General features: G+C 41.0%; 2 protein-coding genes. One reads left to right on the forward strand and one right to left on the reverse strand.

Annotated features, from left to right (window positions below; genetic code table 11):
- Positions 1-953 (forward strand): IS3 family transposase (locus tag K941_RS0113630; protein WP_156892353.1); only part of this gene is annotated, 953 nt, incomplete at its 5' end.
- Positions 954-1077: 124 nt separating this feature from the next.
- Here K941_RS0113630 and K941_RS17445 read toward each other — a convergent pair.
- Positions 1078-1785, reverse strand: a 708-nt coding sequence (locus tag K941_RS17445; protein WP_036388607.1) for a YadA family autotransporter adhesin, incomplete at its 5' end; no start/stop codon positions are given.

Here is a 1785-nt window from a genome sequence, read left to right on the forward strand (position 1 = left end):
AGTTAAAGACAACCATCGTGCAAGAATTAAGGCATAAACACACCCTAAACACCTTACTTGACATTGCCAAATTGCCAAGAAGTGTGTTTTATTACCACCTTAACAAAGCCAAAGAACCTGACAAAGACCTTGACCTAAAAGAACAAATCAAACACATCTACCACACCCACAAAGGCAGATACGGTTATCGTAGGATTTGTGCAGAGCTTAATCAAACACTTGCTGGTCAGGGCATTGTCATCAACCACAAAAGAGTGCAACGACTGATGAAAGAGATGGGCTTAAAGGCTAAAATCAGAGCACAAAGATACAAAGCTTACTCATCTTATCAAGGTGAACACCAAGACAAGATAAAAGACAATGTCCTACAAAGAGACTTTCAGGCCACAAGACCTAACCAGAAGTGGGCAACAGACATTACTGAATTTAAGGTCACTGTTAAACAAGGTAGCAACAAGCATCATAATGACAATAAAGCAATAGAACAAAAACTCTACCTATCGCCCATCATAGACTTGTTTAATGGAGAGATTGTCAGTTATGCGATAAAAGAGCGACCAGATTATGGGTTGGTCAAAGAAATGCTTGGCGATGCTTTAAATAAGTTAAGTCAAGCAAATAAAGACGATAAACCCATCATTCATTCTGACAGAGGTTGGCATTATCAGATGTTTGACTACCAACAAAGCTTACAAAAGCAAAACATCACTCAAAGCATGTCAAGAAAAGGCAATTGCTTAGATAATGCCGTGATAGAGAGGCTCGAAGGAACACTTAAAGAAGAAATCTTTTATGAACAAACCAAGTTTGCAAGTCTTGATGAACTTAAACAAACCATTGATGAGTACATACACTACTACAATTATGATAGAATAAAGACCAAACTAAAAGGACTAAGTCCTGTGAAGTTCAAAGAACAGTACAGAAACTTAGTCCTTAGTCAAACCACTTAGCTTTATTAACCTAACCTTTAATCTGGTGTTTAAGATTTGGGGGGGGTGGTTCACATTGATGAGCTTTTTTGTTGACTCTGATTACTTGTTTAAACAATCAATTTTAATCATCAATGATTAGTGATTAAAAATGAAGGCCTGCACCAATCGAGCCACCGGCATTGCCTTTAGAGTCTGCACTTCCGCTGACCTTAATCACCCAGCGACCGTTGTCTGAAATGCTTGACAAACCAATTGCAACAGCACTTTGTCCATTATAAGTCGCCATACCGCCTGTCAACATCGACTTACCTGGTATAAATGCTTGTGGCAAGCTTGCCATCGCCATCGCCGAAGAAACACCTGCGTTAGCATCATCTTTGACAGCATCAATGCGGTTGTAAATACTGACAGTGTTGTTGTTAATGGTTGTATTCAAGCGATTGATGGCTTGATTTGTTTCATACAACTGGCTACCACTGACCGCGTCTTTGCTGTTGGCACTCAACTGTGCGTCCGCAACATTGATGATTTTCGTGCCTTGTGCGTCGATGCCATTGGCTGAAATCTCAACTCTATTACCAACGCTTAGAGTGTCAGTTTTGGTGTTGCCTTTAACAGTTAGATCTTTGTCAATGCTTTGACTGCCTTTGACACGACTGTCACCGCCGATGGTTGATGAGCCAACCACCGCCAAGTCACCACCCACACTTGAGTTGCCTGAAGTTAGGCTGTCACCTAAAGTGGTTGAATTACCAAAGGTGGTTTGGTCGCCAATGGTGGTCAAATCACCCTCAATGTTGGTGTCTTTTAAGTTTGAAGTGCCGTTGACTGTTTGATCACCCACCACAGT

It is taken from the genome of Moraxella caprae DSM 19149 (assembly GCF_000426885.1).
In the GTDB taxonomy this organism is placed as follows: domain Bacteria; phylum Pseudomonadota; class Gammaproteobacteria; order Pseudomonadales; family Moraxellaceae; genus Moraxella; species Moraxella caprae.